The sequence below is a fragment of the Candidatus Pantoea communis genome (assembly GCF_011752685.1).
GTDB classification, from domain to species: Bacteria; Pseudomonadota; Gammaproteobacteria; order Enterobacterales; family Enterobacteriaceae; genus Pantoea; species Pantoea communis.
The window spans coordinates 1-15,316 of record NZ_VWXC01000003.1; the positions used below are offsets into that span (position 1 = coordinate 1).

Below are 15,316 nucleotides of genomic sequence, written 5' to 3' on the forward strand. Positions count from 1 at the left end.
GAGTATAACGACGGCGCTTTTGCTCGCCAGTGATCACTTCGATTCTTTGCACAGGACACTCCTTAAACATAGCTCTATGCGTATGTCTTACTGGTGAAGTGTCCGGTTTAAACGGGGGCTATTACAGGTAAGCTATAACTGGCGGGTCCTGACCGGTACACCATGCTCTACTGGCGATATTAAAGATAAGCAATGTCCAGAGAATGAACGACTGAAGAGGCATGCCTGGGGGGGTATGACCGATGGCAAATGACCTATTAAAGAGAAGAGAGAAGAGAGAAGAGAGAAGAGCATTTTAGCTGCTCTTACTGGTGAAGTGTCCGTTTTAACCGGTGGCTATTACATGCACCCATTGCCGGATCAACCAGAAACGGAATGCTTGTCTTTGAACTCCAACGTTCACTGTAATCAGCAAAACAGGTGAAGACCGTTTTTTCCTACCTCCCAAATCCCTGGTTGTAACATTCACTGTAATCAGTAATTGCTCCTCGCTGGCAAAGTTATTTACGTTCACTGTAATCAGTAAAGCGATCTTCTGTGGCCACAACGATCAGGTATAAAAATGTTTCGGAAGAGGGAAGGGCTGCAGAGCATTCACTGTAATCAGTGACAGCGTGACGCGCACGATTGAGGCCTTAAATCCATTCCCGACCGCACTGGCATAACGTTCACTGCAATCTGCAATAAAGGGAAAAATTCACTGTAATCAGTGAAGGTGACCAACCCTGTCACTTTTACTGTTTATTTGTACAGACAATAAGCTGATTACAGTGAATGAATGACAACAATTAAATATTATCTAAAATATTCAAACACTTAAATTTAGTCATTCACTATAATCTGTTTTCACTACATCACCACCATTCACTGTAATCAGCAACCAAATACGCTATGGCTGATGTTCACTGTAATCAGCAAACCCGCTGCAAATGAGGGCGATCGAGTGTTGAAAACCCACCTAGTAAGTACTCACTATCACAATTAAACACAATGATTCGTCAAATTTGATAACTCTGCAGGAGGAAGTAAGACTAACGTGTCGCTCAATACTGTTTACAGTGAACGTTACTGATTACAGTGAATGAATGAAGGTATGCTGATTACAGTGAACAGTGCTGAGAAGAAGAGTGTCACTTTTGGCGATAAAGTGACACTCTCACAGGAAGGGTACTGATTACAGTGAACGTGAAGAGTCAGTCTTCAAACTCGATATCATCGAGGGAATCAATGCTCTCAAGATTGCTGATACCATCGAGCTTCGGCGTCCTGCTATGGATAATGAAAAACACAGAACGTCCACGCTTCACTTCGGAATAGTCGAGGTAGCCAATCTCCTTAAGCTGCTCCATCGCGCGTCGAACCACGTGGTTTTGCGTGGTCGTCTTAGAGCCTAAGTTTAAACGCATGCGCAGACGCGCCAGCGATATCGGTGCAGGATTGGTTGGCAAGCTTTCCAGGTAGGTATATAACGCCTGAGCCGATTCCTTACGTTTGAGCCGTGAAATAGCACGCAGCTGCAGCAAGACTTTATGGTCAAAGTTATACAGCTCAAACAGTTTAGGATCGGCCTGAATGCGCACCAGATCCTTTTCACGATCGTAATACGCCGACTGCACAAGGTGGGTATGATACGCTTTGCCATTACCTTCAAAGGACAACGTATTGGTTGCGATGCGTCGTAAAGAGGCATCTAAACGCTTACGTAAGGCCGCTGACGAGTTTGCCGATGGGATCCCGCACATTTTCACGAAATCAATAAACGGCAGCGTCACGGTGTCGCCCTTTGAGGGATAACGCGAAAAAGACTGAATGATGCCAGCCCAGGTTTTGAAATCATTATCCATGTCCAGCCTTGCGCCAGTAATGGTAATCTTTTCATAGCCTTCCGCTTTAACTAACGAAAGGTTCTTGAGCTCTTTGGTGGCGTCCGTTGAAGCCATCGCGCCCGATTTCCCACGCGCAGTAGACTTTAGTGTCGGAACGAACAGACCCAGGCGCATCAACGCGACCGGTTGTACGGTGTTATTTTTATTAGGATGAAGCTGGATAACTTCACCGCTATTTTTTGTCACCGACAGAAAAGGTTCTAGTAACGCTTTGTTTTCACTCTCTTTATCTGCCATAGCCTGAGATCTTCATTCTGTGGATGAAAAGGATCGATTTCTGATTACAGTGAACATTAACACTGTTTATAGTGAACATTCTACAGTCTATAGTGAATATTATGCTGATTGTAGTGAACGTTTTTCTGATTATAGTGAACGCGATCACCTTCTCAGGCCTTGTGGGGTGCGGCTTGCAGCGATCGGGGATCTCTTAGGATCTCTTTAAGATCTCTCTATGATCTTTCTTTAAGATCTATTCACTGTATAACTGCATAACCCTATGAAGAATCAGCTTCTAACATCAAAAACTGTCAGAATATGCAGGTCAGTAAGATTGATCCCACCAATGGCGAAAAAACATTAATTCTCTGCGAAGAAGATCCGCTTCTTTCATCAGAAGAGAACAACTTCCTCATTATTATTCATTTTTCATCAATCTTCACCGAGCGTAAGGTGAAACTCATATTCATCCCCTACAACTCATGACGAAGGCATCTTATGACTGACAACGTTATTTCACGTAACCCTACCACTGGCGAAATCATCGCAACCTATCCGTTGCAGAATGCCGCTGAGCTCGAAGCTGCGTTGCAGAGCAGCGCCAAAGCATTCGCACAATGGCGAGCCACCAGCATGGCTCAGCGCGTCATCGTGTTACGCCAGTTAGCAGAACAGATCCGCCAACGTCAGGATCAACTCGCTACCATGGCAACCCTGGAGATGGGTAAACCCATTGCACAGGCCCGTGCTGAAGTCCTTAAATGTGCAAATCTCTGTGACTGGTATGCAGAACAGGGCCCAGCGATGCTGGCTGATAAGCCTACGCAGGTAGAAAATCAGCAAGCCTGGCAATCGTTTCGTCCATTAGGCGTGATTCTTGCGGTAATGCCGTGGAACTTTCCTTACTGGCAGGTGCTGCGCGGTGCAGTCAGCATGTTGCTGGCAGGCAACACGTATGTGCTCAAACACGCGCCAAGCGTAATGGGTGCAGCCAATCTGATGACAGAACTGTTTGATGCGACCGATCTGCCAAAAGGTGGCTTCACCGTGATTAACGTGGATAACGATGGCGTTTCGGCTGCAATTAAAGATCCGCGTATTGCGGCTGTTGCGGTGACAGGAAGTGTGCGGGCGGGCGGTGCTATTGCAGCACAAGCCGGTGCCGTATTGAAGAAAACGGTACTGGAGCTGGGTGGTGCAGATCCGTTTATCGTCCTTGCCGATGCGGATCTGGATGCGGCAGTGGCTTCTGCGGTCACAGGACGCTACCAGAACACCGGACAGGTGTGCATGGCAGCCAAGCGGTTCATCATTGAGGAAAGTGTCGCAGAAGCGTTTGAGGCGCGTTTTAGCGCGGCTGTGCAGGCACTAAAAATTGGCGATCCGTTGAATGAAGAAACTTATATCGGGCCAATGGCGCGTTATGATCTGCGTGATGAGTTAGACCAGCAGGTACAGGAAACCCTGAAACAGGGTGCGCGCCTGGTTATCGGTGGTCATAAGATCGATGGCGTTGGCAACTACTATGCCCCAACGATCCTGGCTGACGTGACACCCGACATGATCGCCTTCCAGCAGGAGATCTTTGGCCCCGTGGCAGCGATTACCGTGGCACGCAATGCACAGCATGCTTTAGAGCTGGCGAATAACAGCGAATTTGGTTTGAGCGCTACCGTGTGGAGCGGTAATGAAGCGATAGCCAATGAGCTGGCAGAGAAACTGGAAACCGGCGCCGTGTTCATCAATGGCAACGGTGCTTCCGATCCCCGCGTGGCGATTGGTGGTGTGAAGAAGAGCGGCTATGGTCGTGAACTTTCCAGTTTTGGCGTTCACGAATTCTGTAATATCCAGACCGTCTGGAAAAACCGTCGTTAAGACTTTTAGGGCGTGCACTGCACGCCCTTATTCCACGCTCATCTCCTGCCTTACTGTTAATCCTCGGTTAAAATTGTTGTGGAGTAGCTCAAAGAATCCGCTAATGGTATTACAAAGGTATTGTTAGTGGTGTTAGATTGGCCTCACCTACACCGGGGAGTCCTATTTTAATGAAAACAACAATCCCAAAATTATCCTTCATGATGTTTCTCGAGTGGTTTATCTGGGGGGCATGGTTTGTGCCGCTCTGGGCTTTCCTCAGCAAAAACGGCTTTTCGCCGGTTGAGATTGCCTGGTGCTATGCCTGTACTTCGATTGCCGCTATCCTGTCGCCGATCCTCGTTGGATCGTTGGCAGACCGCTTCTTCCAGGCACAGAAAGTGTTATCGCTGCTGATGATCGTCGGTTCCATTCTGATGTATTTCGCGGCCCAGCAGACGCACTTCAGTGGTTTCTTCCCACTGCTGCTGTTGTATGCGCTCACTTACATGCCGACCATTGCGCTGACTAACAGTATTGCTTTCTCGCATGTCAAAGATGTCGAACGTGATTATCCACGCGTGCGGGTAATGGGCACTTTAGGCTGGATTGCGTCAGGCATTGCCTGTGGTTTCCTGCCGCCGCTGATGGGCTATGGCGACATTTCAGCTAGCAATGTGCCGCTGCTGATCACAGCTGCCAGTTCACTGGTATTGGGGATCTTTTCTCTAATGCTGCCGGCAACCGAGCCGAAAAGCACCGGCAAATTCAGCCTGCGTGTGGCATTGGGGCTGGATGCGCTGCATCTCCTGAAAGATCGCAGTTTCCTGGTGTTCTTCGTCTGCTCATTCCTGTTCAGCATGCCGCTGGCGTTTTACTACATCTTTGCTGAAGGCTACCTGACGGAGGTGGGCCTGCCACACGCCACCGGTTGGATGACGCTGGGTCAGGTGTCGGAGATCTTCTTCCTGCTGGCACTGCCGTTCTTTATCAAGCGCTTTGGCATCGGCAAAGTGTTGCTGCTTGGCTTAACCACCGCAGCGCTACGCTACATATTCTTTGTGTTCGGCGGCGATCAAAATGCCCTGACGATTGGCCTGTTGTTTATGGGCATTCTGCTGCACGGCGTCAGTTATGACTTCTACTTCATCACGGCTTACATCTACGTTGATAAAAAAGCACCGGTCGCGATGCGCAACGCAGCACAGGGCCTGATCACGCTCGCATGCCAGGGGATTGGCAGCTTGCTGGGCTATCGTCTCGGCGGATATTTGATGCAAGAGATGTTCGCTTACGACCAGCCACGCAATGGCCAAACGTTCAACTGGGCGGGCATGTGGATGTTTGGCAGCGTGATGATCATCATTATCACCATCGCCTTCATCGTGCTGTTCCGCGATGGCAAAAAACGCAGTGAAGAATTAACTGCTTTCGAGCAATCAGCCACCGCTGATAGCCACAAATAAGAGATGTAATGATGACAATGACACTCCAGGAAAAACGGATTTTAGGCGCTTTCTATGGTCAGGCACTGGGCGATGCGATGGGCATGCCATCGGAATTGTGGCCGCGCAGTCGCGTTAAGCAGCATTTTGGCTGGATTGATGGTTTTCTGCCGGGGCCTGCTGAAAACAATGCCGCCTGTTATTTTGGCCGCGCGGCATTTACTGACGATACGTCGATGGCGCTGGCTTTGGCAGATGCGATAGTCACGCATGATGGCGATATCAACGCTGAGACCATCGGGGCCAATATCCTGCGCTGGGCAGAGGAGTTTGATGCCTTCAACAAAAACGTATTGGGTCCCACATCCAAAATAGCCCTGAATGCACTGAAAATGGGAACGCCAGTGACGCAACTGGAGAACAACGGCATGACCAATGGCGCGGCGATGCGCGTTTCGCCACTAGGTTGCCTGTTGCCAGCCAAAGATCTGGACGCCTTTATTGACGCCGTCGCACTGGCATCCAGTCCTACGCATAAATCTGATATCGCCATCGCGGGTGCAGTGGTGATTGCCTGGGCGGTTTCACGAGCCATTGACGGCGCAAGCTGGACATCCATCCGCGATGAACTGCCTGCGATTGCGCGCGCTGCTCAGGAAAAACGCGTCACGACCTTTAGCGCGTCCATGGCCGCGCGTGTTGAGCTGGCGCTGAGCGTTGTGGCGCAGGGCAGAGGCGTGGAGTCAACGATGCAGCAGATTTATGATTTGGTAGGCACCGGGACGGCCACCATCGAATCGGTTCCAGCTGCAATTTCAATGGTTGAGCTGGCCAACACCGATCCAAATCGCTGCGCCATTCTTTGTGCCAATCTGGGTGGCGATACCGATACCATCGGCGCGATGGCGGTGGCCATTTGCGGAGCGTTGCATGGCATTGATGGGATTGATTCACAGCTAAAAGCCGAACTGGATGCTGCCAACGCGCTGGATTTCACTCGCTATAGCAACGCATTCATGCGTTTCCGTCAGCAGCGTGAGGCCGTTTATGCTGACGCCTGATGACCTGAACCGGCTGGAAGGACGTCTGCCGGTGTGCGTGGTTGGTGCCGCTGTGGTGGACGTGATTGCTGATGCCTATTCGTTACCGCATCGGGGAAGTGATATTGAACTCCACCAGCAGGGCGTCAACGTGGGCGGTTGTGCGTTGAATGTAGCGATCGCGTTGCATCGGTTGGGCATTCCATCCATCAACGCGCTGCCGCTGGGTAACGGCATTTGGGCCAGTATTGTGCGGCAGAAGCTGATGGAATATGGCATTCACAGCGTGCTGGAAACCAGCAAAGGAGACAATGGCTGGTGTCTGGCACTGGTGGAGCCGGATGGTGAGCGCACTTTTCTGTCGGTTAGCGGTGTCGAAAATCTGTGGGATGCCGAACTGCTGGGCACATTGCCACAACCCGCGCAGCGTTGGATCTACTTGTCTGGCTATCAACTGACCAGCAAAAGCGGCGATGTGCTGATCGACTGGCTTGAAAAGCAGGCGCATAACTATCAATTGCTGGTGGATTTCGGTCCGCGTTTGGCTGACATCGGTGAGAGTCAATTTGCCCGCATTATGGCGCTAAAACCACTGATTACAGTGAACAGGCAGGAAGCGGAGTTACTGTGGCAGGAGCGTTTAAGCCAGCATCAAGCCTTTGATGCCCGTCAGTTAATGGCTCAATGGCAACAACACTTTGGCGCTGCGCTGGTGGTGCGTTTAGACAGTGATGGCGCAGGTTATATCGATGCGGATTCGCAGGGCTGGATCCCTGCTCTGGCAACGCAAGTGGTCGATACGATTGGCGCCGGTGACAGCCATGCGGGGGGAGTGTTAGCCGGGCTCGCGTCAGGTTGGTCGCTGGCGGAAAGTGTGGCATTGGGTAATGCCGTGGCGTCTTATGTGGTGTCACAACGCGGTGGTGATTGTGCACCCGATCGCGCCACGCTGCAGAGCTATTGGCAGCAAAGACTTACTCAGCAATAAACACGTACATGTCGCTGCGGCAGTAGCTGATGCTGTACTCCAGAGGATTGCCTTGCGCGTCAAGTGCCAGCTGTTTAATCACTAACACAGGGACATTGGCGGGCAGGGCAATCTGCTGCTGGAGCGCTTCGTCAGGCATGCGGGCACTCACTCTGCTTTGGGACTTAACAGGCAAAATCTGTTGCTTGTTAAAGTAATCATACAAAGAAATTCCAATGTCATCGGCATCTGCAATAAAGCGTGCCGGCACCCAGGATTCTTCAACTGACACCGCTTGCTGATCGACATAACGAATACGCTTCAGCAAGTAGACTTCGCTACCTTTGCTTAATCCCAGTTTTTCACCGATCTCCGCGCTGCACTGAATTTTGCTCTTATTAATCCACACCGTATCGGGCTTTTTACCGCGTAAAACCGCCTGCTGCGACAAACCTTTGGGCTCTTTCAGCGAATACTCAAACTGGCTGCAAATCTGTGTACCGTAACCGCGTGAACGAAACACCACCCCCTCTTTTTCCAGCTCATCCATCGCTTTACGCACCGTAATACGCGAGATGCTGAGCGACAGGCTGAATTCTCGCTCACCGGGCAGGATCTCTTCATGCACCAGGATGCCATCACGCACCGCCTCTTTGATGGCGGTGGCAAAGCGCTTGTACAACGGCGTACGGCTCTCTTCAGCCAGTGTGGTGGTAAGCCGCGAAAACAGCGGATTCTGTTCAGTCATAGCGGGCTGAGCACTCAATTGGGTTAGCCAGGGGTGAGATATGATACTGAATTTTCACCGTTCGCGTAGCGACTTTAACCACATGTTATTGCGGTTATTAGCGCTTAGATTCAACCAATCCTTTCGCTTGTAATTTGACCTAACCCGTAACGAAGACTATAGTCACGCTTACGGATATTTTAAGGCAAGGAGGGGTAAATGGTCATTTACCTGACGCCAGAATTTCAGGAAGAGAGATGTAATGCACGCATCAATGATAAAATTTTGTGTAAAGCTGCAAAGTCAATTTTGCGGGATTACATGGGGACCCATTAGGACGTTACACGTTCAAAAAACGACTCGGGTTGCCTGGAGTGGGGGCATCTGACGGCGCGCGTAGCATTGTTTTCTTCAATTATGGCAACAACATTTATTTCTTTGATATGTACTTGAAAAGTCAGCTATCAAAGAAGAAAGCCAAAGAACTTGAAGATGATGAAATTGATGCTTATTGCCGTATCGCTCGGGATTTTATTGCGATGTCAGATGAGAAGGTCCGGGAGTTGATTAAGTTAAAAGAACTAATCGAGGTAACTTGTGATGACTGAACGCTTAAAGAAAATCCACGATATGGCGCAGCGCTATAACCAATTGGGCGTTGTTCAGGGCGAGACGGTTGCGGAAATCAGTGCGGCGATCGAAGCTCGTAATATCCCTCCAGTACGCGCTATGTCTGGGATTGAGATTAAAGCGGTACGCTTAAGATGGAAGATGTCGCAGGCGGCGCTGGCAATGACTACAGGCATGTCAGTTGAGAGTGTTTCAAAGTGGGAACGTAACGAGAGTAAACCCAATAAAGCGGCTTTGCGTATCCTCAATACCATTGAAGATAAAGGTCCAGCGGTTTTCATCCTGTAAAACATAAAAGCCCATCGGGGCTTTTATGTTTCAAATATCTAATCACCGCTCATCAAACGGCACGCCGCCTTTAGATTTATGATGCTTAGGCGTTTCAATGATTGAGACCGTCACCGAATTGGCATCAATCTCAAACGAGTCCGCGACTGCGGCAGTCACCGCTTTCAGCAACTTCTTCTTCTGCTCAACCGTGCGGCCTTCCGCAGCATAGACAACGATTTCTGGCATTTCCGTTTCTCCTTGAGGGTTCAGATTCGGTTTCAGCATAACCCAGTCATGCCCGAGCATGCAGTGTCAATTTGTCATAAACACCCGCGCAAACCGTTTATCCCCGCAGGCGATCTGTGTTTAAATGTGTATTGTTATGTTATAACGTAATTTCTCTGGGATTTTTGTAGCGGTATTTTTCGGAAACCATAATGAAATCAATGAAAAAATTGCTGATCGCCACGGCGCTCGGCCTGGCTTCGTGCGCCTCATTCGCGGCGCAGCATCAGGAAAACACGGTGCGCATTGCCGCTCCGTTTGAAATTAAAGGTGCCGATCCGGCGCTTTCCAGTGACATCCTTCTGCGCATGGATGTGGTGGAAACGCTGGTGGAAGTGAACCAACGCGGTGAACCGATCCCGGCTTTGGCGAAGAGTTGGCAGGTCTCGGAAGACGGTTTGCGCTGGCAATTACAGTTGCGCGATAACGTGCATTTCCATGATGGTTCGCCACTGGATGCGGCAGCGGTAGTGAAATCACTCAATACTGCGCGGAGTAAAGCGGGATTACTTGATAAAACACCGATCACTGAGATCAGCGGAGAAGGGCAGGTGGTGACCATCACGCTGCGCGAGCCTTTCACACCTCTGCTTTCCGTCCTGGCGGAAAGTCGCTCGCAAATTCTGGCGTTATCCAGCTGGGATGCACAGGGCAACATCACGCGCATCATCGGCTCCGGGCCGTTTATGCTGACCGCCTTTCAGCCGCCGCAGTCGTTAGCGGTAAAACGCTTTGAAGGTTACTGGGGAGAAAAACCATACATCGCCGCAGCCAGCTATCTCTCTTCTGGCCGGGCAGAGACCCGCGCGCTATTAGCAGAAAGCGGTGATGCGGATTATGTGTTCAATCTGGATGCCGCCAGCCGTCAGCGTCTGGCACGCAAACCTGCGCTGCAACTCCCCGCCATTCCCGTGCCGCGCACGCTTATGCTGAAGCTCAATCTGGGCGATCCGCTGTTAGCGGAACAGCCGGTGCGCGAAGCGATCAGCATGGCCATTGATCGTAATGCGTTAGCGATGGCGGTGTTGCGATATCCGGGTGCTGCCAGCCAGTTGTTCCCGCCGAACATGGGCGAGTGGCACAACGCGGCGCTGCCTCCACTCTCCTATCAGCCCGATTCGGCGGTCACGCTGTTGCAGAAAGCCGGCTGGCAACCGGGATCAGATGGTGTGCTGACCCGCAACGGCCAGCGATTCAGCCTGACGCTGCTGACCTTCCCGGATCGCCCTGAACTGCCGTTGATGGCGATGGTTATCCAGCAGCAACTGCGCAAAATCGGTATTGAAGTGAAGATCAACTCAACCAATGCCAGCGAAATTCCTGCCCAGCACCACAGCGGGAAACTGCAACTGGCGCTGTTCTCACGCAACTTTGCACTCACGCCCGATCCAACCGGCACCTTATTGCAGGATTATGCCGAGAAAGGTGGCGACTGGGGGGCGATGAACTGGCATCCGACAGGATTCAGTGGCGCACTGCATACCCTGACGCAATCCACCGATGCCTCCGCGCGTGCCAAAGCTCGAACACTCATCACTTCGGCACTGCAACAGGATCTCCCGGTGATTCCAATCGCCTGGTATCAACAATCAGCAGCGATCAACAGTCAGTTGCAAAACGTCGCGCTCGATCCGTTTGAGCGTCACTTTGGCCTGCGCCAACTGCGTTGGGAGCCGTGATGATCAGACAACTAAGCTGGCGGCTGATGCAGGCTTTTTTTGTGGTGCTCTCAGTGGGTTTACTCACCTGGTTTCTGGTTCGGTCGCTGCCGGGCGATATGGCGTGGCGCATTGCCAGCGGTCGTTACGGCTATGATCGGGTTGATGCGGATGCCGTCGCGCGCGTGCAGCAGGAGTTAAGTGGCGCAGCCGATCAAGGCAGTGCCTTACTGCACTGGCTATTCGATCTGCTGCAATTCAACTTTGGTCGCTCGCTGGTTTCCGGCGAACCGGTGATGGATGAACTGCGTTGGCAACTGAGTCAGACGCTGGCGTTAGCCGGTATTTCATTGCTACTGGCAATCATTCTCACGCTGCCGTTGGGTATCTGGGCCGGTTGCCATGCCAATGGCAAACTGGATCGGCTGCTGTTTTGGCTGACATCGATGCTTAAGTCTGTGCCGCATTTTGCACTGGGTATGCTGCTGATCGTGCTGTTCGCGCTGCAACTCGACTGGCTGCCGAGTGCGGGACACGGTGAGCTGCGTCATTTCCTGTTACCCGCTTTGACGCTGGCCTTGTCGCTAAGCGCGGTGGGCGTGCGTGTGGTGCGCGAAGCCACCTGGCAGGTAGTGAACGCGGGTTATTACCAATGGGGGGAGCAAAAAGGTCTGGCGACCGTCACTTTGCTGCGTCGTCATGGTTTACGCAATCTGGGAACGCCGGTACTTACCTGGTTCGGCATGCAGTTTGTCTGGCTGGTGGAAGGCGTGGTGGTGGTAGAAACGTTGTTTGCCTGGCCCGGCATTGGTCATGCGTTGGTTCACGCTATCTTCGCCCGCGATGTACCGGTGATTCAGGCCAGTGCCATGGCGCTCGGCCTGCTGTTTGTCCTGCTGAATATGCTGGTAGATGCAGGTTGCCATCTGCTTGATCCGCGAGGGACGCGCCCATGAAATTAACTTCACGTCATGTCGGTTTACTGCTGCTGGCTCTGCTACTGAGCTACGCCTTTTTACTGCCTCTGTTTCATCATGGTGATCCTCTGCAACAAGAACTGCTCAACATGTTGCAGCCGCCCAGCCAGGCCAATCTGTTAGGTTTCGATCATCTGGGACGTGACATGCTGCCGCGCCTGAGTGCGGCGCTGCGCCTGTCACTGGGTCTGGCTGCACTGTGCGTGATCAGTGCGATGCTGGTCGGTGTGCTGGCTGGCGTACTCAGCGCGCTTTATGGTGGAGTGCTCGACCGTGTGGTCAGCATGCTGGGGGATATGTGCCTCGCGCTGCCCGGCTTGCTGCTGGTGCTGTTACTGGCGGCGATTGCCCCGGACTCACCGGAGATGCTGTGGTTAGGCATTTCGTTGGTGCTGTGGGTGGAATTCTTCCGTGTGACACGCGCCACCTTACGTCCGATTGTGCATTCGCCGGGTATGCAGGCGTCGAAACTGCTGGGTTTTAACGCGATCTACCGCTTTCACCGTCACCTTTGGCCGGCACTCGCACCTGTTTTGCTTACCGTTGCACTGTTCTCGTTTAGCAGCGCCATCATGGCCGTGTCGGCACTGGGATTTATCAGCGTCGGTGTCCGTCCACCGACACCGGAATTGGGCTTGATGATGACCGAACTGCTGCCCTTTGCCTGGGAAGCGCCCTGGTTGCTGCTACAGCCTGTGGTCGCACTGTTTTTATTGCTGATTAGCCTTAACCTGATGATGAAAAAGGAGCATGCATGAAAGGATTACAGGCCATCGGCATAACCATCGCAACAGCAGAAGCCACGCTGGTGGAGCCGGTTGACTTCCACCTGCAACCTGGCCAACCGCTCACTTTATTGGGTGAGACTGGCTCCGGAAAAAGCCTGTTGGCGCAGGCGGTAATGGGAATTTTGCCGGAGACACTTCAGGCCAGCGGAACCCTGATCATCAACGGTCAACGCTATCAGTTACCGCAGGATCGTGATGCGTTACGCAGCTTGTGGGGAAGGACTATGGCCTCGCTGCCACAAGAACCCTGGCTGGCGCTCGATCCCACCATGGCGGTTCAGCAGCAGGTCGCGGAAGGCTATCGCTATATTCGAGGGCATTCCGCGCCGCGAAGCGTGGCGGCTGCGCAGGATGACCTTGCACAACTGGGCTTACAGGCAGCGGCACAAAAATTCCCGTGGCAACTGTCCGGTGGCATGGCGCAGCGTGCGGCATTTGCGGCGGCGCGCGCGGGCGGTGCGGAGATTTTGATAGCAGATGAACCGACTAAGGGTTTAGATGTGTCCCGACGCGATGACGTTGCTGCTTTGCTGGGCCGTGAAGTGGCTGAAGGTGGGACTTTAATGACCATCACGCACGATATTGCGCTGGCGCGTCAGTTGGGCGGAGAGGTTATCGTCATGCATAAGGGCAAAGTGATCGAGCAAGGCGCAGCGCAGCTAGTGTTACACACCCCGCAGCAGGGTTATACGCGCGAATTGCTGGCCGCCGATCCCGTTGCCTGGCCGCAACGGCATACCACGGTGATCCGCAGCAAACCCGTGGTGAGTGCGCAAGGGTTAAAACTGCAGCGCGGCGGAAATACGTTGGGCGTGCCAGAAAACTTCGTCCTGCATGCTGGGGAAATTGTCGGCTTACATGGCGCCAGCGGCAGTGGAAAAAGCAGCTTTGGCGACGTATTGCTGGGGTTACTCACACCGCAACAGGGCAGCATCACACGTCATGTTGCGGCGAGTGCGTTGAAGTATCAGAAGATCTATCAGGATCCCTCGGCATTGTTCCCCCCCACGCGCACACTGTCACAAAGCCTGGAGGAGGTGCTGCGCCGTCATCGCATTGAACGGTCTAAACGCGACACGTTAATGGAGCAATTAGCGTTAGAGTCTTCATTGCTCACGCGCTGCCCGGATTCCCTCTCGGGCGGCGAGTTACAGCGCTTTTCTCTATTACGCGTCATGCTGCTTGAGCCGGTGTTCCTGTTCGCCGATGAGCCGACATCGCGGCTCGATCCGCTGGTACAGCAGCAAACTCTGCAGCTGATAACGCAGATGGCGCGTCAGCAGCAGTGCGGCGTGCTGCTGGTGAGCCACGATCGCGATTTGCTGGAGAAGGGGACAGATCGCGTGATTGCGATGCAGGCAGCTTAACGTTCTGGCGGCTGGCTATCACCGACACCCAGTGAGCGCTGCATCACGACGGTGTCGAGCCAGCGGCCATGTTTGAATCCCACCGATTTCATCACACCGGTGTGCTCGAAGCCGAGCGCCCGGTGTAATCCCAGCGATCCCTGATTGGCGCTATCTCCCACGATGGCGATGATCTGGCGAAAGCCTGCTGCTTCTGCCAGCGCAATCGCTTTTTGCAATAACGCTCGCCCGACGCCACGCCCGGTTTGTTCATGATCGAGATAAATCGAATCTTCCAGCGTGAAGCGATAGGCATAGCGCGGTCGATAAGGTGCCAGATAACAATAACCCAATACCTGTTCATCCTCTTGCGCCACCAGCCAGAAGCCTCCGCGCTGCTGCACATCTTTGACGCGGTTGAGCATTTCGCTTTCGCTGGGCGGTTCGGTTTCGAAGGTGGCGGTGCCGTGGAGGACGTGCCACGCATAGATTTTCTGAATGGCAGCGGCGTGATGGGGTCGGGCGGGAATAATATCCATATGTTCCTGATAATCGGCTAGCGAAAAACACAGGATGCCACTGTGTCACGCGCCAATCATCGGGTTTGAACATAGGAAATTATTATGACTAATTTTGCTCCGACAGCTGCACCGCCATGGTATTCGCTTCCAGCGCTTCGAAGATGTGCGGTTCGTCGGCGGGGTAGCAGATGTAGTCACCGGGATGAAGTTCGACCGGGGCATCGGTAGGCCCAACAAGTGCGCGACCCTGCGCAATAATGATGTGTTCTACGGAACCGGGCGGATGCGGATGAGAGGCGCGCGGTGCGCCCGGCTGGCTGGTGATTAGATATAAATCACGACGACCGCCCGGCGGACAGCTGGCCAGTAGCGCGGCCTGATAATCCGCGAGTTCAGCCGACACCATCATGCCCTCACCACGACGGATCACCTGCAAACGCTTCACTTCCGGCTCCATCAGGCGGGCAAAAGGAATATTGAGCGCCACGCACAGTGACCATAACGTCTCAATGCTGGGATTGCCGTTGCCCGCTTCCAGTTGTGAAAGCGTGGATTTCGCAATGCCAGCGCGGCGGGCGACTTCGGTTAACGAGAGCCCGGCACGCTGGCGTTCGCGCACTAATCCAGCAGAGATAAGATCGATCGGTGGTGTCACAATTACTCCTGTTCTTTATATCGAACGCTTTGTTCATCTTGTAAAACA

The 15,316-nt window shown here is 52.7% G+C and carries 14 protein-coding genes and 1 pseudogene; 10 read left to right on the forward strand and 5 right to left on the reverse strand.

What is annotated here, in order from left to right:
- Positions 1-1,193: 1,193 nt before the first annotated feature.
- Positions 1,194-2,123: a RepB family plasmid replication initiator protein gene (locus tag F3J37_RS05945; RefSeq protein WP_034822338.1), complete on the reverse strand. Its 930-nt coding sequence runs from the start codon at positions 2,121-2,123 to the stop codon at positions 1,194-1,196.
- A 480-nt stretch (positions 2,124-2,603) separates the two neighbouring features.
- Between F3J37_RS05945 and F3J37_RS05950 the strand changes: the two genes are divergently transcribed.
- The 4 genes from F3J37_RS05950 to F3J37_RS05965 all read left to right on the forward strand — a co-directional run bounded on the left by F3J37_RS05950 (position 2,604) and on the right by F3J37_RS05965 (position 7,432).
- Positions 2,604-3,980, forward strand: a complete 1,377-nt coding sequence (locus F3J37_RS05950) for an aldehyde dehydrogenase family protein (RefSeq protein WP_166932376.1) — start codon at positions 2,604-2,606, stop codon at positions 3,978-3,980.
- 170 nt (positions 3,981-4,150) lie between these two features.
- Positions 4,151-5,425: a nucleoside permease gene (locus F3J37_RS05955; protein WP_097117635.1), complete on the forward strand. Its 1,275-nt coding sequence runs from the start codon at positions 4,151-4,153 to the stop codon at positions 5,423-5,425.
- An 11-nt stretch (positions 5,426-5,436) separates the two neighbouring features.
- On the forward strand, positions 5,437-6,465 hold the full coding sequence (locus F3J37_RS05960) for an ADP-ribosylglycohydrolase family protein (protein ID WP_166932378.1): 1,029 nt from the start codon (positions 5,437-5,439) through the stop codon (positions 6,463-6,465).
- Complete coding sequence (locus F3J37_RS05965) at positions 6,452-7,432, forward strand: PfkB family carbohydrate kinase (RefSeq protein WP_166932380.1); 981 nt, start codon at positions 6,452-6,454, stop codon at positions 7,430-7,432. Before F3J37_RS05960 ends, F3J37_RS05965 begins: the two co-directional genes overlap by 14 nt.
- Here F3J37_RS05965 and F3J37_RS05970 read toward each other — a convergent pair.
- Positions 7,419-8,159, reverse strand: coding sequence for a GntR family transcriptional regulator (locus F3J37_RS05970; RefSeq protein ID WP_166932382.1), 741 nt, complete (start codon positions 8,157-8,159; stop codon positions 7,419-7,421). The two genes, F3J37_RS05965 and F3J37_RS05970, sit on opposite strands and share 14 nt — an antisense overlap.
- 305 nt (positions 8,160-8,464) lie before the next feature.
- Between F3J37_RS05970 and F3J37_RS05975 the strand changes: the two are divergent.
- Both F3J37_RS05975 and F3J37_RS05980 read left to right on the forward strand, forming a co-directional pair.
- Positions 8,465-8,746: pseudogene (locus tag F3J37_RS05975) on the forward strand (type II toxin-antitoxin system RelE/ParE family toxin); the annotation flags it as partial.
- Positions 8,739-9,056 carry a helix-turn-helix domain-containing protein gene (locus F3J37_RS05980; RefSeq protein ID WP_097117631.1) on the forward strand — a complete coding sequence of 106 codons (318 nt, stop codon included), beginning with the start codon at positions 8,739-8,741 and terminating at the stop codon, positions 9,054-9,056. The pseudogene F3J37_RS05975 and the gene F3J37_RS05980, both read left to right, overlap by 8 nt.
- A 42-nt stretch (positions 9,057-9,098) precedes the next feature.
- On the opposite strand, the gene F3J37_RS05985 is transcribed toward F3J37_RS05980, so the two are convergent.
- A complete protein-coding gene (locus F3J37_RS05985; RefSeq protein WP_034822328.1) occupies positions 9,099-9,284 on the reverse strand; it encodes a tautomerase family protein in 186 nt (61 codons plus the stop codon).
- A gap of 191 nt (positions 9,285-9,475) precedes the next feature.
- Here F3J37_RS05985 and F3J37_RS05990 point away from each other — a divergent pair, with 191 nt between their 5' ends.
- Genes F3J37_RS05990 through F3J37_RS06005 form a run of 4 tightly spaced genes read left to right on the forward strand, consistent with a single transcriptional unit; the run spans position 9,476 to position 14,113 of the window.
- On the forward strand, positions 9,476-11,002 hold the full coding sequence (locus F3J37_RS05990) for an ABC transporter substrate-binding protein (RefSeq protein ID WP_166932384.1): 1,527 nt from the start codon (positions 9,476-9,478) through the stop codon (positions 11,000-11,002).
- Positions 11,002-11,937 carry an ABC transporter permease gene (locus tag F3J37_RS05995; protein WP_166932386.1) on the forward strand — a complete coding sequence of 312 codons (936 nt, stop codon included), beginning with the start codon at positions 11,002-11,004 and terminating at the stop codon, positions 11,935-11,937. The genes F3J37_RS05990 and F3J37_RS05995 overlap by 1 nt, the downstream gene beginning before the upstream one ends.
- Positions 11,934-12,716, forward strand: coding sequence for an ABC transporter permease (locus F3J37_RS06000; RefSeq protein ID WP_166932388.1), 783 nt, complete (start codon positions 11,934-11,936; stop codon positions 12,714-12,716). Before F3J37_RS05995 ends, F3J37_RS06000 begins: the two co-directional genes overlap by 4 nt.
- Positions 12,713-14,113, forward strand: a complete 1,401-nt coding sequence (locus tag F3J37_RS06005) for an ABC transporter ATP-binding protein (RefSeq protein ID WP_166932390.1) — start codon at positions 12,713-12,715, stop codon at positions 14,111-14,113. The genes F3J37_RS06000 and F3J37_RS06005 overlap by 4 nt, the downstream gene beginning before the upstream one ends.
- Here F3J37_RS06005 and F3J37_RS06010 read toward each other — a convergent pair.
- Positions 14,110-14,631: a GNAT family N-acetyltransferase gene (locus F3J37_RS06010; RefSeq protein ID WP_160834529.1), complete on the reverse strand. Its 522-nt coding sequence runs from the start codon at positions 14,629-14,631 to the stop codon at positions 14,110-14,112. The genes F3J37_RS06005 and F3J37_RS06010 overlap by 4 nt on opposite strands.
- 88 nt (positions 14,632-14,719) lie before the next feature.
- Positions 14,720-15,268: a helix-turn-helix domain-containing protein gene (locus tag F3J37_RS06015; RefSeq protein WP_045831923.1), complete on the reverse strand. Its 549-nt coding sequence runs from the start codon at positions 15,266-15,268 to the stop codon at positions 14,720-14,722.
- Positions 15,269-15,316: the final 48 nt, after the last annotated feature.